Source organism: Nonomuraea sp. NPDC059023, assembly GCF_042740095.1.
Classification (GTDB): domain Bacteria; phylum Actinomycetota; class Actinomycetes; order Streptosporangiales; family Streptosporangiaceae; genus Nonomuraea.
Map to the genome: position 1 here is coordinate 16,657 of NZ_JBHYIO010000002.1, position 25,075 is coordinate 41,731.

At 72.6% G+C, this 25,075-nt stretch carries 20 protein-coding genes and 1 pseudogene; 14 read left to right on the forward strand and 7 right to left on the reverse strand.

Annotated elements, in window-relative coordinates:
• The first annotated feature begins 108 nt into the window (after positions 1–108).
• The 4 genes from ACFWYW_RS03540 to ACFWYW_RS03555 all read left to right on the forward strand — a co-directional run bounded on the left by ACFWYW_RS03540 (position 109) and on the right by ACFWYW_RS03555 (position 4,842).
• A complete protein-coding gene (locus ACFWYW_RS03540; protein ID WP_379609458.1) occupies positions 109–552 on the forward strand; it encodes a hypothetical protein in 444 nt (147 codons plus the stop codon).
• A 138-nt stretch (positions 553–690) separates the two neighbouring features.
• Positions 691–3,426, forward strand: coding sequence for a hypothetical protein (locus ACFWYW_RS03545; RefSeq protein ID WP_379609460.1), 2,736 nt, complete (start codon positions 691–693; stop codon positions 3,424–3,426).
• Between the two features lie 2 nt (positions 3,427–3,428).
• Positions 3,429–4,514 carry an MFS transporter gene (locus ACFWYW_RS03550; protein WP_379609461.1) on the forward strand — a complete coding sequence of 362 codons (1,086 nt, stop codon included), beginning with the start codon at positions 3,429–3,431 and terminating at the stop codon, positions 4,512–4,514.
• A gap of 82 nt (positions 4,515–4,596) precedes the next feature.
• Positions 4,597–4,842, forward strand: coding sequence for a hypothetical protein (locus tag ACFWYW_RS03555; protein ID WP_379609462.1), 246 nt, complete (start codon positions 4,597–4,599; stop codon positions 4,840–4,842).
• Positions 4,843–4,871: 29 nt separating this feature from the next.
• Here the strand turns inward: ACFWYW_RS03555 and ACFWYW_RS03560 are convergent, their stop codons facing one another.
• The 5 genes from ACFWYW_RS03560 to ACFWYW_RS03580 all read right to left on the reverse strand — a co-directional run bounded on the left by ACFWYW_RS03560 (position 4,872) and on the right by ACFWYW_RS03580 (position 9,045).
• Positions 4,872–5,510 (reverse strand): response regulator, encoded by a 639-nt coding sequence (locus ACFWYW_RS03560; protein WP_379609464.1) that lies wholly within the window; start codon positions 5,508–5,510, stop codon positions 4,872–4,874.
• A complete protein-coding gene (locus tag ACFWYW_RS03565) occupies positions 5,501–6,598 on the reverse strand; it encodes a sensor histidine kinase (RefSeq protein WP_379609465.1) in 1,098 nt (365 codons plus the stop codon). The genes ACFWYW_RS03560 and ACFWYW_RS03565 overlap by 10 nt, the downstream gene beginning before the upstream one ends.
• An 11-nt stretch (positions 6,599–6,609) precedes the next feature.
• Positions 6,610–7,386 (reverse strand): ABC transporter permease, encoded by a 777-nt coding sequence (locus tag ACFWYW_RS03570; protein ID WP_379609466.1) that lies wholly within the window; start codon positions 7,384–7,386, stop codon positions 6,610–6,612.
• Complete coding sequence (locus ACFWYW_RS03575; RefSeq protein ID WP_379609467.1) at positions 7,383–8,279, reverse strand: ATP-binding cassette domain-containing protein; 897 nt, start codon at positions 8,277–8,279, stop codon at positions 7,383–7,385. Before ACFWYW_RS03575 ends, ACFWYW_RS03570 begins: the two co-directional genes overlap by 4 nt.
• Positions 8,280–8,343: 64 nt before the next feature.
• Positions 8,344–9,045 carry a sulfotransferase family protein gene (locus ACFWYW_RS03580; protein WP_379609469.1) on the reverse strand — a complete coding sequence of 234 codons (702 nt, stop codon included), beginning with the start codon at positions 9,043–9,045 and terminating at the stop codon, positions 8,344–8,346.
• A gap of 181 nt (positions 9,046–9,226) precedes the next feature.
• On the opposite strand from ACFWYW_RS03580, the gene ACFWYW_RS03585 reads away from it, so the two are divergent.
• From ACFWYW_RS03585 to ACFWYW_RS03595, 3 genes are all read left to right on the forward strand, one after another.
• Positions 9,227–9,613 (forward strand): hypothetical protein, encoded by a 387-nt coding sequence (locus ACFWYW_RS03585; RefSeq protein ID WP_379609471.1) that lies wholly within the window; start codon positions 9,227–9,229, stop codon positions 9,611–9,613.
• Between the two features lie 95 nt (positions 9,614–9,708).
• Positions 9,709–11,112: a Si-specific NAD(P)(+) transhydrogenase gene (gene sthA / locus ACFWYW_RS03590; protein WP_379609472.1), complete on the forward strand. Its 1,404-nt coding sequence runs from the start codon at positions 9,709–9,711 to the stop codon at positions 11,110–11,112.
• 77 nt (positions 11,113–11,189) lie between these two features.
• Complete coding sequence (locus ACFWYW_RS03595) at positions 11,190–12,122, forward strand: DMT family transporter (protein ID WP_379609473.1); 933 nt, start codon at positions 11,190–11,192, stop codon at positions 12,120–12,122.
• 4 nt (positions 12,123–12,126) lie between these two features.
• On the opposite strand, the gene ACFWYW_RS03600 is transcribed toward ACFWYW_RS03595, so the two are convergent.
• Complete coding sequence (locus ACFWYW_RS03600; protein WP_379609474.1) at positions 12,127–12,777, reverse strand: DoxX family membrane protein; 651 nt, start codon at positions 12,775–12,777, stop codon at positions 12,127–12,129.
• Between the two features lie 47 nt (positions 12,778–12,824).
• Complete coding sequence (locus ACFWYW_RS03605) at positions 12,825–14,354, reverse strand: MFS transporter (RefSeq protein WP_379609475.1); 1,530 nt, start codon at positions 14,352–14,354, stop codon at positions 12,825–12,827.
• A 183-nt stretch (positions 14,355–14,537) separates the two neighbouring features.
• Here ACFWYW_RS03605 and ACFWYW_RS03610 point away from each other — a divergent pair, with 183 nt between their 5' ends.
• From ACFWYW_RS03610 to ACFWYW_RS03640, 7 genes and pseudogenes are all read left to right on the forward strand, one after another.
• Positions 14,538–16,250 (forward strand): hypothetical protein, encoded by a 1,713-nt coding sequence (locus tag ACFWYW_RS03610; protein ID WP_379609476.1) that lies wholly within the window; start codon positions 14,538–14,540, stop codon positions 16,248–16,250.
• A gap of 9 nt (positions 16,251–16,259) precedes the next feature.
• A pseudogene (locus ACFWYW_RS03615) lies at positions 16,260–16,481 on the forward strand (alpha/beta fold hydrolase); the annotation flags it as partial.
• 532 nt (positions 16,482–17,013) lie between these two features.
• Positions 17,014–19,350, forward strand: coding sequence for an AAA family ATPase (locus tag ACFWYW_RS03620; protein ID WP_379609477.1), 2,337 nt, complete (start codon positions 17,014–17,016; stop codon positions 19,348–19,350).
• Between the two features lie 77 nt (positions 19,351–19,427).
• The gene (locus ACFWYW_RS03625) at positions 19,428–20,414 is read left to right on the forward strand and encodes an ABC transporter permease (RefSeq protein ID WP_379609478.1); all 987 of its coding nucleotides are present in this window, start codon (positions 19,428–19,430) and stop codon (positions 20,412–20,414) included.
• Positions 20,411–21,319, forward strand: a complete 909-nt coding sequence (locus tag ACFWYW_RS03630) for an ABC transporter permease (protein WP_379609479.1) — start codon at positions 20,411–20,413, stop codon at positions 21,317–21,319. Before ACFWYW_RS03625 ends, ACFWYW_RS03630 begins: the two co-directional genes overlap by 4 nt.
• Complete coding sequence (locus ACFWYW_RS03635; RefSeq protein ID WP_379609480.1) at positions 21,316–23,370, forward strand: dipeptide ABC transporter ATP-binding protein; 2,055 nt, start codon at positions 21,316–21,318, stop codon at positions 23,368–23,370. Before ACFWYW_RS03630 ends, ACFWYW_RS03635 begins: the two co-directional genes overlap by 4 nt.
• Entirely contained in the window at positions 23,367–25,073 is a 1,707-nt protein-coding gene (locus ACFWYW_RS03640) for an ABC transporter family substrate-binding protein (RefSeq protein ID WP_379609481.1), read from the forward strand. Before ACFWYW_RS03635 ends, ACFWYW_RS03640 begins: the two co-directional genes overlap by 4 nt.
• Positions 25,074–25,075: the final 2 nt, after the last annotated feature.

The window sequence follows — 25,075 nt, forward strand, 5'->3', positions numbered from 1 at the left end:
CTAACCGCCGCCCGCTGCCACCCACAACGCATTTCTCCTGGACTTCCGTTACGCAACCGGGTGGTGACCGGGAAACGGTCTTGGAACTGGGCGGGCATCTTCATCTGCATGAACACCAGAACGATCATCACGGCCGCCCTCGCCGCCGGTGCGCTCGGCGCTCTCGTCCTCTTCCCTGGTACGGCTTCCGCCGCCAAGGAGAAGTGCGCCTTCGACCCGAACCGGGTCGAGTACTCCGACAATTCCAAGGTCGCCAAGCGGCAGCACCGTACCTACTGCAAGCACGACCTCATCGGCCGCGACGGGGACCTGACCGCCAAGGGCCGCGCCTGGAACGACCTCAGGACCGGCGCGACCCCGCCGGCCAGGACTGAGGAGCAGGCCGGCACGCAGCTCTACCGCTACCACAAGCTCGGCCTCTGGAACCCCGACAAGGTCGAATACGCGGGCGGCGCGGCCCGCGCGCTCAAGCAGTTCAAGAACTGGCACTCCAGGGAGTACCTCGACGTCAACGGCGGCTGGAACAAGCGGGGCAAGGCCCGGTTCCGCTGATCCATCCGGCAGGCGCGCGCCGGTAGATCTCCTCTACCGGCGCGTGCGCGTACGGTCACGCCGGGAGCCGGGGGTGGCGCCGAAAAGCAGGTGTTTTCCGGATATGTGATCCCTACCGTGGAAAGCGGAGGGAGGATCATGACACGGCTGGCCTTTGGCGTGGTGACCCACCCGGGCCTGCTGGTCCGGGTGCTCGACCCCGCGCGCCCACGGCAGGGCGCGGCGGTCGTCGTGGGGCCCGAGGGGCGGGACCCGGCTCCCGCGCTGGCGGAACTGCGGCGGCTGGTGGCCGCCGGTGGCGAGGACGCCGCCGGGGCGGGGGTGGACCTGGGTGACGGGTTCCGTTCCGCGCGGCTGGCCGGGGCCGCCGGTGACCGCAGGGACGCGGTCCTCGCCGCGCTGCGCGTGCTCGGGCCCGAGCGGGCGCACCTGCTCGGGGAGCGCGCGGGAATCCTGGTGGCGCTGTTCGGTCCCGCCGCCACCAAGCCGGTCGGCGCCGCGGCAGCCGCGGCCGTCGCCGAGGGCCGCTGGGACGCGCTCACCCTGGCCTCGGCGGCCAGCGACATCCTGGGGCCCGAGCAACTGGAAACCCTGCTGGGCGCGTGCTCCGGGCCCGACGGGATCGCCGGGCGGGAACGGGCGTCGCGGCTGGCCGTACATCTGGGACAGATCTTCGCGGACGTGCCGCGGCCCCGCAGGACGGCACCGCTCATGGACCTGTGGGAGCGGGTCGCCGCGCACCACGCGGCCATCGAGCGGCGGGCGGCCAGGCTGGCGGCGCACGGCAAGGTCGACCGGGAGAACGAGCTGCGCGAGCTCTACCGGCGCGGCGCCGACGAGCTGATTCTGCGCCGCCTCGCGATGACCGTCGGCTCGAAGCCGTCGCTGGCCGACGCCGCACGCTGGACGCCCGGCCCCACCGACTGGGCGGTCATGCTGCAGACGGCGCTGGAGGACGCGATGGCCGCGACCGTCCTGCTGCGTACCGCGGTGGCCGTGGCCGATCTCGGGACCCGGGCGGGCCTGGCGAGCATGACCGCGCAGCTGAGCGCGGCCGCCGGAACGGCGAAGGGCTCGCGCCGCCTGTCCGGGCAGGCGGGGCTGCCGCCTCGGCCCGGCTTCTACGTCCGCGACCTGGCCAGGCGGCCCGACCGCCCCGACCTGGCCCACCAGCGGCTGGCCAGGGCCCGCGACTACGGCGTCGTCGTGCTGGACGCGGTCGAGGACCTGCTGGTCGACATCCCCGAGCACCTTGACCAGGACCTGAGGCACTGGACCGGCCGCGACCTGGGCGACTGGCGCGCCGCGGTACCCCTGAGCCGGGCCCGCTCTCCCCGCACCTGGGCCCAGCCGGTCCTGTGCGGCGGCGCCGAGCCGCTGGCCGCCCGGTCCGAGCGGGACGGCGGGTCCGAGGTGGTGGGCGACCTGCTCTGGCTGGCCGACCTGGCCGACGCCCTCGCCGCCGCGCACGGCCACGACGCCGCCGAGATCGCGCACGGGCCGATCGTCCCCCATGTCGACTGGGACCCCGAGCCCGCCGAGCCCGCGCCGCTGGTGCCCCGGGTGGAGTCCGCCGCGCTGGCCCTGGCGGGCGCGGCGCGGCTCGTGTCGCTGGGCGGGCGGGTCTCGCGCTGCCGTACCTGGGCGGAGCTGGTCGACGGGCTGCTCGCCGGTACGGCTGTCGCCGAGGCCCTGACCGGCGTCTTCCCGCTGCCCGATGAACTGGCCCGGCTGGAGGGCGCCCGGGTGCCCGGCACCACGGTCACGGTCCGCTGGGCGCGCGACCCGCGGGCCCCCGCCGAGTGGGCCGCCTACATGGGCAACTGCATCGCCGGGCCGTACTACCTGGAGGAGGCGTCGGCGGGACGCGCCGTGCTGGCCGCGCTCATCGACGGCGACGGGCAGATCACGGCCAACCTGGAGATCAAGCCCGAACGGCACGGGTGGCGCGTGGGGGAGATCCGGGCCAGGTTCAACGCCGACCCGGAGGCGGAGCTGGAGCGCCGGGTACGGGCGTGGGCAGGGCGGCTGCCGGTGCCGTCGGCACGACTGCCGGAGCGTTCGCCCCGGCCGGTCAAAGGGCCCGGACGGCGGCCCGGACGGTTGTTCCGCGAGGTCGGGGAGCCCCTGACGGCCCTGGCCGAGCGGGCTCTCGCCGATGCGCTGCCCGCGTTGTCCACGCTCGTCAAGGGTTTCGTGCTCAGTGCGGACACCGAGGCCGGGCTGGTGGCTCTGCGGCGGGCCGGCCGGGAGGAGATGGCGCGGGCGTGCGGCGGCGCGCTGGACACGTTCGGCGCCGCCGGGCTCTGGGCGCTGACCGGCGTCCGGCCGATGAGCACCGCGATCGGCGGGCTGGAGCCCGCGCTGGCCGCCCGGGTGGCGCCGCTGGCCAGGGACGAGCCGGTGCCGGGTTCGCTGCGGAAGCTGGCCAGGCACGAGGCGATCGCGCGGGCCAGGACGGCCGAGCTGGTGACGGTCCGGCTGCGGCGGGCGCTGGGCGAGCTGGCCGGCGCCGGTGACCCGCGGCTGGCTCGCGCGATGGCCCGCCGTCCCGGAACCGGAGTGCTGTGCGCGCTGACCACGGCCGTCACCTCCTGGGGACCTTCCGACGGCCTGGCGGCGGTAGCGCGCCCGGCGGCCGTGGAGATCCCCGGATACCCCGCCTCCAGCCTGGCCGACGAGGACGGCCCCTGGCACGGCGCCCGCCCCGGCGCCCTGGAGCTCGGCGCCGACCTCGACGCCTTCTGGGACCGGATCGCCACCCACGGCCTGCTCGCCCCCGCCGCCTGGCTGGGAAGAGGCGGCTGGCCCGTCCTGTGGCAACGCGCGTGCGAGGGCGAAAGCGGCCGGGCCGCGGTGTGGCAGCATCGGTAGGCGTGCCGCTCATCCTGGTCTGCGCTGTGTGGGGGGTGTTCTGGGGCTCGTGGGCGGCGTTGCTGCCGGCGATCAAGGAACAGCTCGCGATCTCCACGGCCGACCTCGGGCTCGCGCTGAGCGGGGTCCCGGTGGGCGCGATCCCCGCGATGGCCCTGGCCGGACGCCTGGCCAGAGGCAGGGAGCGCGCCGGGCTCACCACCGCCACGGCACTGTTCGGGCTGAGCATCCTGGCGCTCGCCTGGGCCGTCAGCCGCTCGCCGTACCTGCTGGCGGGGGCGTTGGTGCTGCTCGGGGCGGCCAGCGGCGCGCTGGACGTCACGCTGAACCTCGCCACCGGGCGGGCGGAGCGGCAGAGCGGGCGCAGGCTGTTCCAGCCGGTGTACGCCGCCTTCCCGCCGGCCGTCATCGTGGCCGCCCCCGCCACCGGCCTGGCCAGGGAGCTCGGCGCCGGCCCGGGACCCGTGCTCGCCGCCGTCGCGGTGGTGGTGCTCGGCGCGGCGTTCGCGCCGCTGTCCCTCCCCCCGGGCCCGCCCGCCGGTACGGCGAGCCGCACCACCACCGCGTGGCGCCGGGCGGCACTCCTGGGCGCCCTGGCCGCCTGCGTGCTGATCATCGAGAACGCGGTCGAGCAGTGGTCCGCCCTGCTCCTGGAGGACCGCCTGGGCGCCACCGCCCTGCTGTCCGGCTCCGCCCCCGCCGTCTACATGGCCGCCCTGACCGTGGGACGCCTGCTGGCCCAGGCCTGGCCGAGGCTCGGCACCCGTGCGCTGCTGGCCGCCGCCGGTCTGGGCGGCGGCGCGGGCATCGTCCTGGCCGCTCTCGCGACCTCGCCCGCCTGGGCGCTGGCCGGCTTCGCGCTGACCGGCCTGGCGCTCGGCCCGCCGGTCCCGGCCCTGCTGAGCCGCGCGGCGGCCGACGACCCGGGCGGCTCGCTGGTGGCGGCGATCTCCACGATCTCCTACGCGGGCTTCGTGGCCAGCCCGCTCCTGGTCGGCGCCCTGTCCGCGGCCGCCGGCCTGCCGGTGGCGCTGGCTTCGCTGGCCCTGCTCGCCGTTCCCCTGCTGGTGGCCGCTGCCCGGCGGTGAAGAATATGGGGCGCCGTTGGGGAAGAGGCGAGGGAGAAGGGGGTATTTCCGCCACGCATCGATCAACGAGAGGAGCACGGCCATGGCTGCCTGCGAGACCTGCGGCAACGACTACGACATGAGCTTCGAGGTGCACGCGCAGGGCGCGGTGCACACCTTCGACTCCTTCCAGTGCGCGATCCAGGCGATGGCGCCCATCTGCGAGCACTGCGGCGCGCGCGTCATCGGCCACGGCGTCCAGGTGGAGCGCGCCTGGTACTGCTGCGCCCACTGCGCCCGCCAGGAAGGCGCCACCGGCATCGTCGACCGCGCAGACGCCTACGTCTAGGCGCCTACGTCCAAGCGGCGGCGTCGCGGCTAGTCGTCCAGGTAGCGCAGGATGGCCAGCACGCGGCGGTTGTAGTCGGCGTGCTGCGGCAGCTCCAGCTTGTCGAAGATCGCGTTGACGTGCTTCTCCACCGTGCTGAGCGAGACGTGCAGCCGCTCGGCGACCGCCGTGTTGGCCAGGCCCTGCGCCAGGTGCTCCAGGACCTGGCGCTCGCGCGCGCTCAGCCGGGCCAGCGGGTCGGCGTGGGAGGTGCGGGCCAGCAACTGCCTGACCACCTCGGGGTCCAGGACGGTCCCGCCCGCCCGCACCCGCTCCAGCGCGTCCAGGAACTCCCCGACCTCGGAGACCCGGTCCTTCAGCAGGTAGCCGACGCCGGTGCCGGACAGCAGCCGGGCCGCGTAGGTCTTCTCCACGTACTGCGACAGGACCAGCACGCCGACCTCGGGCCGGCGCGAACGGATCTCCAGCGCCGCCCGCAGGCCCTCGTCGGTGTGGGTGGGCGGCATCCGCACGTCCACCACCGCCACCTCCGGCCGATGCTCCTCGACCGCCGCCAGCAGGGCCCCGGCGTCGCCGACGGCCGCCGCCACCTCGTGACCGGCGTCCTCCAGCAGCCTGATCAGTCCCTCGCGCAGCAGGACCGCGTCGTCGGCCAGGATCAGCCGCACGGCAGCACCGCCCGCACGGTCGTCCCGTCCGCGCCGCTGACCACCTCGAAGCTGCCGTCGAGCGCCCGCACCCGCCTGGCCAGCCCGGACAGGCCGCCGCCCGCCGGGTCGGCGCCGCCCCCGCCGTCGTCGGAGACCGTCATCACCACCATCGCCTCACCTTCCTCGCGCAGATCGACCAGGATGTCACGGGCGTGCGCGTGCTTGACGGCGTTGGTGATGGCCTCACGGGCCACGAAGTACAGGGCGGTCTCCACCTCGGAGACGGGGCGGGCGCGCAGGCCGTACCGGACGGTGACGGGGACGCCCGCGCGCTCGGCGACTCCGTCGAGCGCGGCCCTCAGCCCGAGCTCGTCGAGCGCGGTCGGGTAGACGCGCCAGGCCACGCTGCGCAGCTCGTCGAGGAGCCTGCGCGACTCGGCGTAGGCCTGGTCGACGAGTTCCGGCGCGCCGGCGGGGCTGTGGCGGGCGCGGCCGAGCAGCATGGCCAGCGCCACGCCGTGCTGCTGCACGCCGTCGTGCAGGTCCCGCTCGATCCTGCGCCGCTCGTCGTCGACGGCGCGCACGATGCCGAGCCTGGTGTCGGTGAGCTCGGCGATGCGCCGCCGCATCAGCTCCTCCGGTCCAGGCCCGAGGAAGAGTACGGCCAGCCGCCGCTCCGCCCACGCGACCAGCTCCACCGCGCCGGCGGTCAGCGCGAGCACGACCAGCCCGCCGCTCAGCCCGATCGTCCAGCTCAGCGTCTCCAGGTGCAGGCCTGGGAAGGACAGCGAGACGACGTCGGAGCTGCCGGTGATCAGCGACCAGGCCGAGCCGGCCAGGAACAGCCCGGCGACGAAGACCAGCGCGAACACCGCGTATCCGCCGGTGACGCCGAGCAGCGACCGCAGCGCGAGGTAGGGGTAGGAGGGCGGCCGCGGGACGCCGTCCAGGCCGAGCCAGGCCAGCCGCCGGTGTTCGAGCCGCATGACCGCCGGGCCCCACCGCCGCCTGGCGGGCCAGGCGACGGCCAGCAGAACGAGTTCGAGCAAGCCGGACAGCAGCCCGGCGAGCACGCCGGCCAGCCTCTTTCCGATGACTCCCGCCACGGCTGCGCAGTCTAGGCGTCGCGCCGGCGTAGGACGACGTACCCGGCGGCCAGGGCCGCCGCCGTCCACACGAGCAGCCACGCCAGCCCCTCACCCGGCGCGTACGGCATCGGCCCGCCCGTCATGTTCTCCACGCTCTCCATGAACGCCAGCCCCGCGAACATCGGCAGCCGCATCGAGGCGTCGATCAGCGCCGGCGCGCCGGTCATCATGATCAGCAGCGGCAGCCCCATCATCAGCAGGAACACCACGGTCAGCGTCCCCGCCGCGCTGCGCAGCGCCGCGCCGGCGCCGACGGTCAGCACGCCCACCAGCGCGCAGAACGCCCCCAGCCTGACCAGGTCACCCGCCGTCTCACCGGCCGCCAGCGTGACCGGCACCCCGAACGGCTCCATCCGCAGCAGCACGTACGTCAGCACCGCCCCCACGGCCCCGCTCACCACCCCGGTGACGAACATCACCGGCGCCACCACCAGCGCCTTCGCCGCCAGCAACCGCCCCCTGACCGGCGTCGCCTGCAACGCCACCCGGATCCCGCCGGAGGAGTACTCCGAGGTCACCACCAGCATCGCCAGCGCCACCAGCGCGAACTGGGCGAAGATCGCCGCGGACACGACCGGCTCCGTGGCGGCCAGCCGTTCCGTGCGCGGCTGCCCGTTGTGCGAGCCCAGGGCCGCGGCCACCGTGACCGAGGCCAGCACCATCAGCGCCGCCGCGCCCATCAGGCACCACCAGGTCGAACGGACCGACCACAGCTTGACCCACTCGGCGGAGATCGCCCGTCTCATACCCGGCTCCCGTACTCGGTGCTGTCCGCGGTCAGTTCGTGGAAGGCCTGCTCAAGCGAGGCCTCCTGGGTGCTCAGCTCGTGGAGCCTGATGCCGGCCTCGTGGGCCAGGTCGCCGATCCGCTCGGTCGTCGCGCCGGTGGCCACGAGCTGGCTCTCGCCCGTCCTGGACACCTCGACGCCGGCGGCGCGCAGCCGTACCGCGAGATCTCCGGCGTGCGGGGAGCGGATCCGCACCGCGCCCGCCGCGACCACCTCGCTCAGCGGCGCGTCCACGATCAGCTTCCCGCGCCCGATCACCACCAGATGGTCGGCGGTCAGCTGCATCTCGCTCATCAGATGGCTGGAGACGAAGACCGTCCTGCCCTCGTCGGCCAGGCCGCGCATCAGCCGCCTGATCCAGCGCACGCCGTCCGGGTCGAGCCCGTTGACCGGCTCGTCGAACATCAGCACCGCCGGGTCGCCCAGCAGCGCGGCCGCGATCCCGAGCCGCTGGCTCATCCCCAGCGACAGCGCGCCCGCGCGCCGCCCCGCCGCGCGGTCCATCCCGACGGTCTCCAGCACCTCGCCGACCCGGGACCGGCCGATGCCGTTGCTGCGGGCCAGCGCCAGCAGATGCGCCCGCGCCGAGCGCCCCGGATGCACGGCGCGCGCGTCCAGCAGCGCGCCGACCGTCCGCAGCGGGTTCTCGATCCTGTGGTACGGCCGGCCGCCCACGAGCGCCGTGCCCGCGTCCGGCCGGTCGAGTCCGAGGATCATGCGCATCGTGGTCGATTTCCCGGCGCCGTTCGGGCCCAGGAACCCGGTCACGGCGCCGGGCCGTACCTCCAGGGTGAGGTCGTCGACCGCGGTGCGCGCGCCGTAGCGCTTGGTCAGCCCGCGTAGTGTGATCATGCGTCAACGCTAGGGAAAGCCCAGGTGAGAGGCCATGGGGGCGGACCGTCGAGTCCGATGGGGGTTAACCGCCACCGAACGGCGAGTTCACCACTCCCTCCGTCGTCAGCCGCGTCAGCATGGTCTTCATCGCGTCGGCGTCGTTGAGATGCGGGAACGGCTCGTCCGGCACCTCGGCCCCCAGGAACGCGCACAGCGGCTCCCAGCCCTCGCGCACGTCGAAGACCAGCAGCCGCTCCGGCGCGATCGTGCGCCTGACGGTCTCGGTGTGCAGCTCGAAGAACTCCGTGGCCACCTCGACCGGCGGCATGTCGTGGGCCATCGCGAACTCCGGCCCGAACGCGGCCCGCCCGATCATGTCCAGCACGGGGTTCAGGCGGCGCATCGAGCCGAGGACCTCCTCGGCCCCGGGGGGCAGGCCGGTGGCGGCCAGCATCTTGGGGCCGTGGGAGACCAGCGCCTGCATGCTGGTGCGCCAGCGCGCCGGGTCGCGTACGGTCAGCACCACCTTGGCGTCCGGGTAGGCCTCGGCCTGTTCACGCCAGAAGTGGCTGGCCGGCCAGTCCATGGCCGAGCGGTAGCCCTCGAGGACGTGGTCCCAGTCGAGCGCGCGCCCCTCGGCCACGGGCAGCCAGCGGTCCACGTGATCCGGGTGGGTGAGGATCTCGAACATGTGGTAGCAGGGACCGAAGCCCAGCCGTTCCAGTGCGGCCTTCATCGAAGAGGTTCCCGTGCGCGGGAAGCCCGCGCCGATCACGTTCAGCATGTCGCCGTCTCCTCTGCCGGAAGATGTGCCTCTGATCATCGATACGTGCCGGACGAATAGCTGTCTACGAATACATGACTAACTGGAGAATTCTCCCGTTAGGACCTGTTGTCACGGACGAGCCGTTGGCCAAGATCGCTGCGAGGGCGGTGGAACCCGCACCGCTCCCGATCGAAGGGCCATGATGAAGAACCTCCTCAAGACCGCTGTGGTGGGCGTCACCGTTGCTGCGGCCAGCTTCGCTCTCGCCCAGCCCGCGCTGGCCAACTCCTTCTCCAGGAACGTGGGCGACGGCACCGTCAGCTACAACGACGGCACCGACAGCCTCTGCGTCGCGGCGTTCAACACCGAGGGCGCCCGCTGGGTGAAGGTCAAGCTCGTCCCGCTGTCCCGCCCCGGGCCCTCGCCGACGATCACCGACAACAACAACTACTACGGCCACCCGGGCAGCACCTGCGGCAGCCTGGCCACGGCCTACGAGGACACCCGCTACCGCGCCGACATCACCTCCTACTGGGGCGAGCGCGGCACCACCGTCACCCACAGCTCCACCACGTTCTACAGCTGATCGCCGGTTCCCCGGCCCGTGCCGCCGCGCGGGCCGGGGAAACCGCCGGCTTGGGGCTGGTGACCGGCGCGGAGGGGAACCGTACTGTGGGTCGTGTGACCGACTTTGACGTGCTTGTCATAGGTTCCGGGCCTGGCGGGCAGAAGGCGGCCATCGCGGCCGCCAAGCTGGAGAAGCGGGTCGCCGTCGTAGAGCGGCGCAACATGATCGGCGGCGTGTGCATCAACACCGGCACGATCCCCTCCAAGACACTGCGCGAGGCGGTGCTCTACCTCACCGGACTCAACCAGCGCGAGATGTACGGCCAGTCCTACCGGGTCAAGGACGATGTCACGGTCGCGGACCTGGGCATCAGGACCCAGCACGTGATCGGCCGCGAGGTCGACGTGATCCGCAGCCAGCTCTCCCGCAACCACGTCGCGGTGCTGACGGGCTCGGCGCGGTTCGTGGACCCCTACACCGTGGACGTCATCGACGAGCAGGGGCGTGACGTCAAGGTCAGCGCCGCGAAGATCATCATCGCCACGGGCACCCGCCCAGCGCGCCCCGAGTCCGTGGAGTTCGACGAAGAGACGATCATCGACTCCGACGGCATCCTGAACCTGCCTGCCGTCCCCGACTCACTGGTCGTGGTGGGCGCCGGGGTGATCGGAATCGAGTACGCCTCGATGTTCGCCGCCCTCGGCACCAAGGTCACCGTGGTCGAACGGCGCGAGCGCATGCTGGACTTCTGCGACCTGGAGATCGTCGAGGCGCTCAAGTACCACCTGCGCGACCTGGCCGTCACCTTCCGGTTCGGCGAGACGGTCGCCGCCGTCGAGAAGCGGCCCCGCGGGGCGATCACGCTGCTGGAGAGCGGCAAGAAGATCCCGGCCGAGACCGTCATGTACTCCGCCGGCCGCCACGGCATGACCGACGACCTGGGCCTGGACGCCGCGGGGCTGGCGGCCGACGACCGCGGGCGCATCTCGGTGGACTCCTTCTACCGCACCGCCGTACCGCACATCTACGCCGTCGGCGACGTGATCGGCTTCCCCTCGCTGGCCGCCACGTCGATGGAGCAGGGCCGCATCGCCGCCCACCACGCGTGCGGGGAGCCGCTGCGCGGGCTGTCGTCGCTGCAGCCGATCGGGATCTACACGATCCCCGAGGTCAGCTTCATCGGGCAGACCGAGGACGAGCTGACCCGCTCCCACGTCCCGTTCGAGGTGGGCATCTCCCGATACCGGGAGCTGGCCAGAGGCCAGATCATCGGCGACACGTACGGCATGCTCAAGCTCCTGATCTCGCCCGAGGACCGCTCCCTGCTGGGCGTGCACGTCTTCGGCACCGGCGCCACCGAGCTGCTGCACATCGGCCAGGCCGTCATGGGCTGCGGCGGCACCGTCGACTACCTCGTGGACGCGGTCTTCAACTATCCGACGCTGGCCGAGTCGTACAAGGTGGCCGCGCTCGACGCGGTCAACAAGCTCAGAAGGGTCGCGAAGTTCGAGCTGTGAGATAGGGAGATATCCCTACATACGCCGAGAAGAAAGGCCGCTACGCTCCTGCCGATCCATCAGACCGGGAGGGACCGATGCGGCGCTGGCTGCCCGCCTACCTCATGCTGGCGCTCGTCTGGGGCAACAGCTTCTTCTTCATCAAAGTCGCCGTCGGCGAGCTGCATCCGCTGCAGGTGTCGTTCACCCGCATGGTGATCGGCGCGGCCACGCTGCTGGCCGCGCTGGCGATCAGCCGCAAGGCGCTGCCGCGCGACCCGCGGCTCTGGGGCCACTTCCAGGTGGCCTCGGTCGTGCTGACGACGCTGCCGTTCACGCTGTTCGCCTGGGGCGAGCAGTACGTCTCCTCCGTCGTGGCCGCCATCTGGAACGCCACCACGCCCCTGTGCACGCTCGCCTTCACGCTGCTGCTGCGCGCCGAGAAGCCGACCGCGAGCCGGGTGGCGGGGCTCGGGCTCGGGTTCGCCGGGGTCATGGTGGTGCTCGGCGTCTGGCAGCCGATGGCCGGAGGGCAGCTCGGCGGCAGCCTCGCCTGCTTCGCCGCCGCGCTCTGCTACGGCGTCGGCGGCGCGTACATGGGCCGGTTCATCACCGGGCGGCGCACCGAGGCGCCCGTGGTGCTGGCCACGGGACAACTGCTCAGCGGGGCCGCGCAGCTCGGCGTGATCACCCTCGTCGCCGGGGTGCCGCTGGTGGACACCACGGTCTCGGCCGGGGTGTGGTGGAGCATGCTCGCGCTCGGCGGGCTCGGGACCGGCGTGGCCTACCTGCTGTTGTACTGGGTGCAGGGGCAGGCGGGCGTGACGACCACCTCGACGGTGACCTATCTGCTGCCGGTCGTCGCGGCGCTGTCCGGGCTGGTGATCCTGGGCGAGGCGCTGACCTGGAACCAGCCGGTCGGCGCCGTGGTCATCCTGGTGGCCATCGCGCTGACCCAGGGGGCGATCCGGCTGGGGCGAGGCGGCGCCGTACCCCTGGACGGGCCCGTGAAGACCCGCGCGGACGCCTGAGCGCTCACTCCTCCGGCGGTTTGCGCCCGCGCGCGGCGGGCGGCTTCTTGCGCCCGGCCACGAGCGTGTCGCCGGGCGCCGTCTCGTCCGGGCCACCGTTACGGCGGCGCGGCCGGGGATGCGGCGCGGTGTCCTCGGTGGCGCCGGGCGGGTCCGCGGGCTTCTGCGGCTCCTCCTTGGCCGGGGCGGCGATCTCCGGCGCCGACGGCTCCCGCAGCGAGGCGATGACCTGGTCGGCCTCGTTGTCGGCGGCGAACTCCGAGGCCGCCTCCGACTCCCTGCGCCTGATGACCACCATGTGGTCCACGGAGATGCGCCCGGCGCCCACGACGGCCAGCAGGATCGCGGCGGCGCCCAGGGCGATGAGCTCGTTGGTGGTGACGGGGTTGAGCGGCGGCGCGATCAGGAAGACGGCCAGCGCCTCGACGAAGAGGATGAGCCCGGTGACCGGCACGGCCAGCCCGGCGATGAGCAGCGCGCCGCCGATGAGCTCGGTGAGCATGGTGACGGTGGCCCAGGCTCCGGGCGCGGGCGCGCCCTGCCTGGAGAAAGCCTCGCCCGTGGCCAGCAGCCCGACCTGCAGCTTGCTCCAGCCGTTGGCGAAGAAGAGGCCGCCCACGCCGACGCGGGCCACTAAAGCGGCTATGTCTCGCATTGCCTGTCTCACGGTTGATGCCTGCCCTGAACGGGACATCACACACCTCAATCGCGGCGAAGCAGCGTGGCCACCGCGAGGGCGGTCAGGCTGAGGAGGACCACGCTGACCACGACCGTCGTGTGCAGCGCGTTGACGAAGGCCCAGCGCGCGGCGCCGAGCAACTCGCGTCCGGCGTCGCCGCCGACCTGGTCGGCGACGTGGGCCGCGCCCGCCAGCGACTGCCTGGCCTGGTCCATGCCGCCTTCCGGCACACCGGGTACGGCCGGCAGCGCGGGAGAGTAGGCGAGGGTGGTGATGGTGCCCAGCACGGCCACGCCGAGCCCGGCGCCGAGCTCGTAGGCGGTCTCCTCGATGGCCGCCGCCCCGCCCGCCCGCGACTCGGGGCAGGCGGACATGATCGTGTCGGAGGCCGCGAGCAGCGCCACCTGCACGCCGAACCCAATGCCGACGAAGCAGAGCGCGAGCATCACGGGATGCCCCTCGACGCCCCAGGTCAGCGTGGGCGACAGGGAGAGCGCCACCAGCGCGAGGCCGCCGCTCATGGTGGCCCGCATGCCGATCCTCGGCAGGATGCGCGCGGCGGCCAGCCCGCCGGAGATCGCGGCGACGACCAGCGGCAGCATGCGTACGGCAGCCTGCAGCGGGCTGTCGCCGAGCACGAGCTGCAGGTACTGGGCCAGCATCAGCTGCAGCCCGACCAGGGCGAAGACGCCGAGCAGCACCCCGGCGACCCCGGTGGTGAACTCCCGGCGGCGAAACAGCCCGACGTCCAGCAGCGGCGCGGCCAGCCCGCTCTGCCGCCTGACGAACCACACCAGCAGCGCCACCCCCGCCGAGAAGACCAGCAGGGCGGCGCCGAACGGCATCAGGCCGCCAGAACCCGCCTCCTTGAGCCCGAAGGCCAGCGCCAGGATGCCGAACACGGACAGGGCGGCGCTGAGCGCGTCCCAGCGGCGCCCGCCGCGCTCGCGTGACTCCGGCAGCAGGCGGGTCGCGGCGGGCAGCAGCACGAGCAGGATGGGCACGTTGATCAGGAAGACCGCGCCCCACCACCAGCCGACCAGTACGCCGCCGACGAGTGGGCCGACCGCCGCGCCTCCCGCGGCCACCGCGCTCCAGACGCCCAGCGCGACGGCGCGCTCGCGCCGGTCGGTGAAGACCTGGCGGATGATCGAGAGCGTGGCCGGCATGATCATGGCCCCGCCGACGCCGAGCAGCGCGCGGGCCCCGATGAGCATGGCCGGGGTGGTCGCGGCCGAGGCCAGCGCGGAGGCCACGCCGAAGATCACGAACCCGGTCAGCACCAGCCGCTTGCGCCCGTAGCGGTCACCGAGCGTGCCGAACAGGATGAGCAGCGGCGCCACGATCAGGGAGTAGACGTCGATGATCCACAGCAGTTGCACGGCCGAGGGCTCCAGCGCGGCCGTCAGCGCGGGCACCGCGATGTGGAGCACCGTGGCGTCCACGGTGATCAGCAACAGGCTCAGGCACAGCAGCACCAGCACGGCCCAGCGGTTGTCGTTTCCGACCCGCTGGGCCCGTTTGACGATGGGCGCGGCCTGGGTGACGGTCATGGAACCCCCTGCGGGCCGCCTCGGTCGCAACGGGCCCGCGTAAGCATGCGTGGCAGCTTAGGCGATGTGCGGCACTTGGCATAGCGGTATCGGATGATCCACATCTCGCCCCGACCTCTCTAGAGAGATACAGGCATATGTCCGGATCTATGAAAGCTCTACCAACCCACCGATCATGACCGTGTGGGGAAAGACGAAACGGGCGACGACCCTGATCGATCCCCGCGCGAATGGTGTGCTTTGTCGGCGGCCCGGCTGCGCGACGGCCGCCCGGAGTCCGCGCTCGAAGCCGCCCAGAAGGCCGCGGGACTCGACCCCGACGCCGAATGGGCCCACCGACTGATCAGCCTCGCCGAGGAACGGCTCGGCCGCGACGCCGAGGCCCTCGCGCACGCCGAGCACGCCGTACGGCTGGCCCCCGGATCCTGGCCGGCCCGCCTGCGCCTGTCCGCCGCCCAGCGCCGCGCCCCCGGCGGCTGGGAGCAGGCGGTCCGCCAGGCGGAGCTGGCCCGCGCCTTCGCCCCGGAAGAGCTGACCCCGCACCTCCAGCTCGGCGACCTGGCCCTGATCCGCGGCGAGCACCGCCGGGCCAGGACCGCCTACGCCGCCGCTCTGGAGCGTGACATCGCCCACCCGCAGACCCGCGTCAACCTCGGCCTCGCCTGGCTGCGCTGGGACAGCCCCCGCGCCCACCACGACCCCGCCTGGCCGCTCGACCCGCGCGAGAGCGGCCGCGCCCGGCGGGCCCTGGAGGTGTGGTCGCGCCAGACCCGCCTGCTCCTCGCCGTGGCCACGCTGGCCATCGGCTTCGCCGCCCTGAGCCTCGACCTGGGGCCGCAGGCCCGGCTGGGCGGCGCCGCCGTCCTGGTGGCCGTGGCCGTGCTGACGGTGCGGCAGGCGCGCAGGATCGGCGTGTGGGCCCACGTGCCCGCCATGTTCGGCCGCGCGCCCTGGCTGGGCACGTCGGTGGTGTCGGCGCTGGTCGCGGTGGCCGCGTTCGCCGCCTGGCTGGTGCTACCGGCGTTCACCTCCGCGCTCGACCCGGTCTGGGCCGGACTGACCGGCATCCTCGTGCTCGGCTGGCCCGCCCTGGCCGTCCTGCACGGGCTCGGCGGCGTCTGGCGGGGGCGTCCGCTGCGGGCGCTGGAGGAGTTCGCGCTGGCCCGCGGGGAGCGCGAGGGGCGGCGGAACACCGGGGTCGTGCTGTGGATCGTTCTCGGCCGGGTCTGGTCGGTACTGGTGCCGCTGGTCCTCGGGGCGCTCGTGCTGGAGCCCCGGGCGGCGGTGGTGGCGCTGGCGGTGCCGTACCCGTTGATGGAGGCCTATCGCAAGGCCCGCCACGGCGAGGACCGGTGGCTGCTGGCGGCGGCGCTGCTGGTCGTGGTGGCGGCGCCGGCGTGCGCGGCCGGGGGAGTGTTCGCGCTGGCCTGGGCCTGGTGGGCGGGCCTGGGCGCGCTCGGCGCGGTCGTGGCGCTCTTCGCGCTGCGCGGCGCGCGCGCCTGGTGGCGCGGCGCCCCGGGCCCGTGGCGGGCCTCTCTGATCATGTGCGAGCCGCTGCTCGGCGACGCCCCGTCGGTGACCCTTTCTCCCGAGGTACGGCAGGCCTTCGCCTATGCCAGATCCGTGGTGCTCTCCTACGCCGACCCGGCGGGCCCACGCGTCGTGGGCGCGGTCGCCTCCGTGACCAGGGCCGGCGAACTGCGCCTGATCGCCGAGCCGCAGGCCTGGGCCGCGGTCGAGGCCGACCCGAGGGTGTCGGTGTTCGCCGCCGACCCGCTGCAGCGCCGGTTCTGGGTGGAGGTACGCGGCATCGCCCTGGCCGGTTCCGACGCGCTGCGGGTGACACCGAGCCACGTTCTGGTGGGGGAGTTCCCCGGGCGGCACCAGCGCCGCTAACGCCAGGAGATGGATCTGCTGCGCACCCCCGAAGCGCGCTTCGCGAACGTGCCGGACTTCCCCTACGAACCGCGCTACGCCGAGGTCCTGGTACGAGGCGGGCCCCGCCGCCTCCTGCTGGACGAGCTCGGCCTGACCGGCATCACCCTCGTCGGCCAGGACTGGGGCGGGCTGATCGGGCTGCGCGTCGTCGCCGAGCACCCGGAGCGCTTCGCCAGGATCGTCGCCGCCAACACGGGCTTGCCGACCGGTGACATTCCCATGCCCGAGGTCCGGCACCGTTTCAAGGACGCCGTCACGACCGCGCCCGTGCTCGACATCGCCAGATTCGTCCAGTCCGGGTGCGCGAGCGAGCTTTCGCCGGCCGTCCGGGACGCCTACGACGCGCCCGTCCCCGGCGAGAGCTACAAGTCCGGTCCGCGCGCCATGCCCGGCTTGGTCCCCGACACGCCCGAAGATCCGGCCGCGCCCGCCAACCGCGCTGCCTGGCAGATCCTCACCACGCTCGGCCTGCCGTTCCTCGTGGCCTTCTCCGACGGAGATCCCATCACCGGCGGCATGGCGCCCATCCTGAAGCGGACCATGGCCGGGGCCGCCGGGCTGGAGCATCCCGTGATCGCCGGGGCCGGCCGCTACCTCCAGGAGGACGCGGGGGCGGAGCTGGGCCGGCGCATCGCCGCATTCGTCACCGCCACCTGGCGTGTCAGGTGCGCCCAATCGTCGGTCCGGTGCGGTATAACCGGGGTCGGACCGGGGAGGCGTGATGCGGGAGTCCGACAGGACCCGGCCGGCGGGCAGAGCCGCCGCACGGGATCTGTTCGAGCAGGTGAGGTTGCGATATTTCCAGCTTCCCCCGGCCGTGCGCCGGGTGCTCTACATCGGCGTGCTCGTCGCCGCCGTGGGCATCGCCGCGGCGCTGGGCTGGGATCTGTTCCAGACCTTCCTGGTGACGGTGGCGCTGCTGGCGTTCACGGCTCTGACCTTGCGCTTCCCACGCGCCGCCGCCACCGCGCTGGTGGCGGTGGGCTGGCTGGCGTTGCTGCCGGTCTACTCGACGATGGTGTTCGAGCCGCGCTCGGCCGCGCCCATGCTCCTCATGGTGCTGGTGGTGCCGGTGGTGGGCATCGCCCATCTCATCCGCTGGGTGCCGCCGTGGCTCACCACGCTCATGGCGCTCGTGCCCGCCGGTTCCCTGGCCGCCGCGCTCGCCCCGGTCTCCGAGAGCGTGGCCCTGTGGGCGGCCTACGGCGCCGCCGGCGCGGTCCTGCTCTACCGCTTCGTCGCGGCCCGCCAGGCCAAGGCCCAGCTGACCTCCGAGGAGCAGGTACGCGTAAGGGGCCGCGACGGCAGGCAGGAGGCGCAGCCGGAGCGCGGCGCCCCGCAGAAGCCGATCTCGGTCGAGGAGGCGCTCGCCGAGCTGGAGAGCATGATCGGGCTGTCGCCGGTCAAGGACCAGGTCCGTTCGATCGCCGCCTCCATCGAGGCCTCCAGGCTCCGCGCCGAGGCGGGCTACTCGGCCGAGCGGCCCACCCGCCACTTCGTCTTCGTCGGCCCGCCCGGCACCGGCAAGACCAGCGTCGCCCGCACCCTCGCCAAGATCTTCTACGCGTTCGGCCTGCTGGAGACGCCGCAGGTGGTCGAGGCGCAGCGGGCCGACCTGGTCGGCGAGTTCCTGGGCGCGACCGCGATCAAGACCAACGAGCTGGTCGACCGGGCGCTCGGCGGGGTGCTGTTCATCGACGAGGCCTACAGCCTGATCAACTCCTCCGACGGCCAGCCCGACCGCTTCGGCGCCGAAGCGGTGCAGACGCTGCTCAAGCGGGCCGAGGACGACCGGGAACGGCTGATCATCATCCTGGCCGGCTACGAGCAGGAGATGGCCGGCTTCCTGACCTCCAACCCGGGCCTGGCCAGCCGCTTCGCCACCCGCGTGCGCTTCCCCAGCTACTCGCCGGCCGAGCTGGCCGAGATCACCGAGCTGCTCCAGGGCCGCCGCGGCGACCGCATGGGGGTGGGCGCGCCCGCCGCGCTGCTCGGCCTGTTCGAGGACGTCCAGCGCCGCGGCCTGGTCGACGAGCTGGGCAACGCCCGCTTCGTACGCAGCCTGGTCGAGGCGGCCGCGCAGGCCCGCGACGTGCGCGTGGTCGGCGCCGGCGGCACCCCCACCACCGAGGACCTCGTCACCACCACCACGGCCGACCTCACCAAGGCCTTCGACGAGCTGACCGCCCGCTTCCGCGGCTACGAGGCCACGCCCACGCTGGAGGAGGCGCTCGGCGACCTCGACCGCATGGCCGGCCTGGAGCCGGTCAAGCGCCAGGTCCACGCGATCGCCGCCCAGCTCCAGGTGGCCAGGATGCGCCAGGAGCGCGGGCTGCCCACGCCGCCGCAGACCCGGCACTTCGTCTTCGCGGGCCCGCCCGGCACCGGCAAGACCACCGTGGCCCGCGTCATCGGCCGCATCTTCGCCGCGCTCGGCCTGCTGGCCAGGCCCGACGTCGTCGAAGCCCACCGCGCCGACCTGGTCGGCCAGCACCTCGGCGCCACCGCGATCAAGACCAACGAGCTGGTCGACCGGGCGCTCGGCGGGGTGCTGTTCATCGACGAGGCCTACAGCCTGGTCAACCCCGGCTACTCCGGCGGCGACGCCTTCGGCAACGAGGCCGTGCAGACGCTGCTCAAGCGCGCCGAGGACGACCGCGACCGGATCGTCATCGTGCTGGCCGGCTACCAGCGCGAGATGGACGCCTTCCTGGCCACCAACCCCGGCCTGGCCAGCCGCTTCAACCAGCGCGTGGCCTTCCCCAGCTACAGCCCGGGTGAGCTGTCGGAGATCGCCGCCCTGCTGGCCGACAAAGCCGGCGACCGCTTCGACGAGGCGGCCCTGCGCGACCTCGACGAGGTGTTCGCCTGGGTGTGCGGGGAGAAGCTCATCGACGGGCTCGGCAACGGCCGCTTCGCCCGCTCGCTGTTCGAGCGGGCCGCGCTCCGGCGCGACGTGCGCCTGGCCGCGCTGGGCGTCGACGCCAGCTCCGCCGAGCTGACCACTATCACCAGCGAGGATGTCCGGGCAGCGGTGGACGAACTATCCGGACGCTAACGTAACTCCTCTTTGACACTTGGCTGCGGCCTCTCCGTTACATGGTGTAGCACTATGACTACGGAGGGGAGGTGTGGATGGCGGGGTTCCTGGCTCGCAGGCTGCTCAACTATCTGGTGCTGGTCGCGGTGGCGTCGAGTCTCGCGTACATGCTGGCGGCCGGCGCGCTCGACCCGCGTTCCAACTACGCCGACCGCACCCCCAAGCCGCCGCCCGCCGTCGTCGACGCCCAGTTGACCGCGCTCAACCTCAACGACAAGACCCCGCTCATCCAGCGCTACGCGACCTGGGCGGCCGGGGTGCTCCACGGCGACTTCGGCAAGACCGTCACCGGCACCTCCGTCAACGAGGACCTCGCCCGGCGGGCCGGCGTCACCTTCCGGCTGGTCCTGCTCGGGCTGATCTGCGGCAGCCTGGTCGGCGTGCTGGTGGGCGCGTACGCGGCGGTCAAGCAGTACGGGTTGTTCGACCGGCTCTCGACGGGGATGTCGTTCCTCGTCCTCGCGATCCCCGTGGTCGTGCTGGCCACCATGCTCATCCTCGTCGGCACCTGGCTCAACGAGAACCTCTTCGGCGCCCAGGTCTTCCTGGTCAGCGGCGAGTACTCCGACGGCCTCGACACCGGGTTCTGGGGCGGCGTGCTCGACCGGCTGCAGCACCTCATCCTGCCGACGGTCTCGCTGTCGCTCGGCCTGATCGCCACCTTCAGCCGCTACCAGCGCAACATGATGCTCGACGTGCTCGGCGCCGACTTCATCCGCACCGCCGTGGCCAAGGGGCTGAGCAGGCGCAAGGCGCTGACCAGGCACGCGCTGCGCACCGCGCTGATCCCCGTCGTCACCTACTTCGCCTTCACCTTCGGCACGCTGCTGACCGGGGCCACGTTCACCGAGAAGATCTTCGGCTGGCACGGGCTCGGCGAGCAGCTGATCAACTCGATCTTCACCAACGACGTCAACACCGTGGCCGCCATCGCCTTCCTCGCCGCCATCGCCGTCCTGGCCGCCTCGCTCGCGGCCGACGTGCTCCACGCCGCCCTCGACCCGCGGGTGAGAACGGCATGAGCCTGCAGGAGGAGGAGCTCGCCGAAGAGCTCCGGCAGCCGCCGCGCGCGCCCTCGCGGCTGCGGATGGTGGGCAGCCGCTTCTTCGGTTCCGCGCAGGGGCGGATCGGCTTCGCCGTACTGGCGCTGATGTTCCTGCTGGCCTTCGTGGGGCCGCTGTTCAGCCCGTGGACCTACACCGACAAGGACTTCACCGCCTTCCTGCAGCCGCCCTCTTCGCGGCACTGGTTCGGAACGCTCCAGACCGGCGCCGACGTCTACGCGGTCACGCTGCGCGGCATGCAGAAGTCGCTGATCGTGGGTCTGCTGGCGGCGCTGCTGTCCACGGCGCTGGCCGCGATCGTCGGCGCCTTCGCCGGCTACTTCGCCGGCTGGACCGACCGCACGCTGAGCTGGATCACCGAACTGCTGCTTGTGCTGCCCGCCTTCCTCATCCTGGCGATCATGTCGCCGCTGTTCGGCGACGGGCAGTGGGTGCTGTTCGTGGTCATGCTGGCGCTGTTCCTCTGGATGGTCACCTCGAAGATCGTCAGGGGGATGACGATCTCGCTGAAGCACCGCGAGTACATCCAGGCCGCCCGCTTCATGGGCGTCCCGCCCGTGACGATCATCTTCCGGCACGTGATCCCCAACCTGTCGTCGCTGCTCATCGTCGACGCCACGCTCAACGTCAGCGCCGCCATCCTCACCGAGACCTCGCTGTCGTACTTCGGCTTCGGCATCCAGCCGCCCGACGTCTCCTTCGGCACGCTCATCGCCGACGGCGCCAAGACCGCCGTCTACGCGCCGTGGACGTTCTGGTTCGTGGCCGCGCTGCTGGTGGTCACCGTGCTGGCCGTCAACCTCATCGGCGACGCCCTGCGCGACGCGTTCGACCCGTCCGCCGCACGGAAGGGGCGGCGATGACCGCGGGGGAGCCGGTGCTGGAGGTGCGCGACCTGCACGTCACCTTCGGCGACGTGCGCGCCGTGCGCGGCGTCAGCTATGCCGTACGGCCCGGCGAGGTCCTCGGCATCGTCGGCGAGTCCGGCTCCGGCAAGTCCGTCACCTCCGCCGCGGTCATGGGACTGCTGCCCCCGAGCGCCACCGTCACCGGCTCGGTCCGGCTCGCGGGCCAGGAGCTCATCGGCGCGCCGGAGAAGCGGCTGACCGCCCTGCGCGGCAAGACGATCTCCATGGTCTTCCAGGACCCGCTGTCGGCCCTCACCCCCGTCTACCGCGTCGGCGACCAGATCGCCGAGGCGGTGCGCGTCCACCAGAAGGTCACCAAGGAGCAGGCCATGGTCCGGGCGGTGGAGCTGCTCGACCTGGTCGGCATCCCCAACCCGGGTCAGCGGGCGCTGGGCTTTCCCCACGAGTTCTCCGGCGGCATGCGCCAGCGGGCGGTCATCGCCATGGCCATCGCCAACGACCCCGACGTGATCATCTGCGACGAGCCGACCACCGCGCTCGACGTCACCATCCAGGCGCAGGTGCTGGAGGTGCTGAAGACGGCCCAGCGGGAGACCGGCGCCGCGATCGTCATGATCACCCACGATCTCGGGGTGGTGGCCGGGTTCGCCGACCGGGTGCTGGTGATGTACGCGGGGCGGCCGGTCGAGGTGGGGGCGGTGGACGACATCTACTACCGGATGCGCATGCCGTACACGGTGGGGCTGCTCGGTTCGATCCCGCGCGTCGACCGGGGCGCGCGGCAGCCGCTGGTGCCCATCGAGGGCGCGCCGCCCTCGCCCGCCGCGCTGCCGCCCGGCTGCCCGTTCGAGCCGCGCTGCCCGATGGCGGTCGAGGAGTGCTCGGTGGCCGAACCGGCGCTGCTCCAGGTCGGGCACGGCCACGAGGCGGCCTGCATCCGCTGGGCCGACGTCGGGGTCAGGCCGCCGGGCCGGCACGCCGCCCAGGGCGCGGCGGCCGTCCGCGGGGGGCGGGGCGCGCAGGAGGTGGTCCTGCACGTGGACGGGCTGGTCAAGCAGTATCCGCTGATGAAGGGCTCGTTGTTCAAGCGCAGGGTCGGCACCGTGCAGGCGGTGGCCGGGATCAGCTTCGACATCCGCCAGGGCGAGACGCTCGGGCTGGTCGGGGAGTCCGGCTGCGGCAAGACGACGACGCTGATGGAGATCCTGGAGCTGGTCAAGCCGCAGGACGGCCGGATCGTCGTGCTCGGCCGGGACACCGCGCGCATGGCCGCCGGCGACCGGATGGCGATCAGGCGCGACATGCAGGTCGTCTTCCAGGACCCGCTGGCCTCGCTCGACCCGCGGATGACCGTGCACGACATCCTGGCCGAGCCGCTGCGCACCCACCGGCGCGGCGACACCGGCTCGCGGGTGCGCGAGTTGCTGCGGCTGGTCGGCCTCGACGAGTCCCACGCCGCCCGCTACCCGCAGGACTTCTCCGGCGGCCAGCGCCAGCGCATCGGCATCGCCCGCGCGCTGGCGCTCGAACCCAGGCTGGTCGTCCTGGACGAGCCGGTCTCCGCGCTCGACGTCTCGATCCAGGCCGGCGTGATCAACCTGCTCGACGCGCTGAAGTCCAGGCTCGGCCTGTCCTACCTGTTCGTCGCGCACGACCTGGCCGTCGTGCGCTACATCGCCGACCGGGTGGCCGTCATGTACCTGGGCCGGATCGCCGAGATCGGCCAGGTGGACACCGTCTACGACGGGCCCATGCACCCCTACACGCAGGCGCTGCTGTCGGCGATCCCGCTGCCCGACCCGCGGCGCGAGCGCACCCGGCGCCGGATCCTGCTCGACGGCGACCTGCCCAGCCCCGCCGACCCTCCCTCCGGGTGCCGCTTCCGTACCCGCTGCCCCAAGTTCAGGACGCTCGCGGAGAGCGAGCGGTCCCGGTGCGTGGAAAGCGAGCCCGAGGTACGCGCGCTGGCCCACGACCACGGCGTGGCCTGCCACTACGCCGAGAAGCTCGAAGTCGTACAGAACCACGAGGAGTCACATCCATGAAGGCATCACGTCTCGCCCTCGCCGCCGTGCTGACCGGCTCGCTGGCTCTGGCGGGCTGCGGTGGCGGCGGCAGCGGCGGATCGGCGGGCGGCAGCGGCGCCGGACCGTCCGGCGACGGCGCCGCGGTCAAGGCGTTCGACATCAACCTTCAGCCGCGCGAGCGGGTCCGCGACGGCGGCACACTGCGCTGGGGGCTCAACGAGTTTCCCTCGCAGTGGAACCGCAACCACGTCGACGGCAACCTCCTCATGGCCTCCGTGGTCAGCAACGCCCTGCTCCCGTGGCCCTTCCGCTCGAACGAGAAGGCCGAGATCTCCGTCAACCCCGACTACCTCGTCGATGCGAAGATCACCGAGAGCGCTCCCAAGCAGGTGGTCACCTACACGCTCAACCCGAAGGCCAAGTGGTCCACCGGCGACCCGATCACGTGGGAGGACTACGCGGCCCAGTGGAAGGCGCTCAACGGCCGCGACACCGCCTTCCGGATCGTCTCGCCGACCGGTTACCAGGACATCGAGAGCGTCAGGAAGGGCAAGGACGACTACGAGGTGGTCGTCACGTTCGCCCGGCCCTTCGCCGACTGGCAGTCGCTGTTCGGGCCGCTGCTGCCGAAGTCCGCCAACGGCTCGCCCGAGGCCTTCAACACCGGCTGGCTCAACAAGATCCCGGTGACGGCGGGGCCGTTCGCGTTCAAGGCCTTCGACCAGACCGCCAAGACGATCACGATCGTCCGCGACGAGACGTGGTGGGGCGACCGGGCCAAGCTCGACCAGATCATCTACCGCGCCTCCGAGCAGGACTCCCTGATCGGCGCGTTCGGCAACGGCGAGCTCGACATCACCGACGTCGGCCCCTCCGCCCCCGACTACGCCCGCGCCAGGTCCACCTCGGGCGCCGAGGTACGCCAGGCCGCCGGCCCCGACTTCCGCCACTTCACCTTCAACGGCTCCAGCGAACCGCTCAAGGACGTCAACGTCCGGCAGGCGATCCAGCTCGGCATCAACCGGCAGGCCATCGCCCAGTCCGACCTGCAGGGCCTGGACTGGCCGATCACGCTGCTGAACAACCACTTCTTCATGAACACCCAGGAGGGCTACCAGGACAACGCCGGCGAGCTCGGCGTCTACAACCCGGAGAAGGCCAAGCAGATGCTGGACGCCGCCGGGTGGAAGCTCGTGGGCAATGTCAGGCAGAAGGACGGCAAGCCGCTCGACCTGCGGTTCGTCGTGCCGACCGGGGTGCAGCTGAGCAAGTCGGAGGGCGAGCTGGCCCAGAACATGCTCGCCCAGATCGGCGTCAAGCTCACGCTGAAGGCGGTGCCGAGCGACGACTTCTTCACCAAGTACGTCATCCCCGGCAACTTCGACATCACGCCGTTCGCCTACATCGGCACGCCGTACCCGGTGTCGAGCAGCTACGGCATCTACGTGAACTCGCCCGACGGCGGCAAGACCTGGAACGCCAACTTTGGCAGGACCGGCTCGGCGGCCATCGACGCCGCCATGCAGAAGGCCGGGTCCGCGCTCGACCCCGCACAGGCGCGGACCGAGACGAACCAGGCCGACAAGCTGATCTGGCAGGAGGTCAACGTGCTGCCGCTGTATCAGCGCCCGCAGAACGTGGCGACCAAGGCCAACCTCGCCAACGCGGGCGCCCGCGGCTTCTACGACCTGCGCTACCAGGACATCGGCTTCACCAAGTGACG